The following is a 512-nucleotide window of genomic DNA, read 5'->3' on the forward strand; positions in this document are numbered from 1 at the left end:
TCTGGGAAAGTGAAGACGGAAAAACAGAACAGATCACCTATTCTTCTTTACACCAACAAGTCGCCCGTGCGGCGGCAGGCTTTAAAAAGCAAGGCATCTCAAAAGGGGATGTCATTGCGATTTACATGCCGATGATCCCCGAAACGGTCATCGCCATGCTGGCCGCCGCTAAAATCGGAGCGGTATTCTCACCGGTTTTTTCAGGCTACGGCGCCCATGCAGCAGCGGCGAGACTTACCGCTGCCGGAGCGAAAATCCTTGTCACAGCAGATGCCTTTTTGCGAAGGGGAAAGAAGGTCTGCATGAAGAAAGAAGCTGACAAAGCCGCGGACCGTTCCCCCACTGTTCAAAAAGTCGTCGTCTGCAAGCTTCACGGCGGCGATCAAGATTGGAATTATAAGAGAGATATCGACTGGAATGAATTGATGAAAAACGAGCCCATGCAAAACACCGAAGAAATGGACAGTTCAGATCCGCTCATGCTGCTATACACATCAGGGACGACAGGACAG

Annotated in this window: 1 protein-coding gene; it reads left to right on the forward strand. The window is 50.8% G+C overall.

The genetic code is table 11. The features are described from left to right. Positions 1-512: AMP-binding protein (locus tag ACWHAR_RS32250; RefSeq protein WP_452089072.1), on the forward strand; the 512-nt coding region annotated here is incomplete at both ends.

The sequence above is a fragment of the Bacillus sp. LR--39 genome (assembly GCF_053613335.1).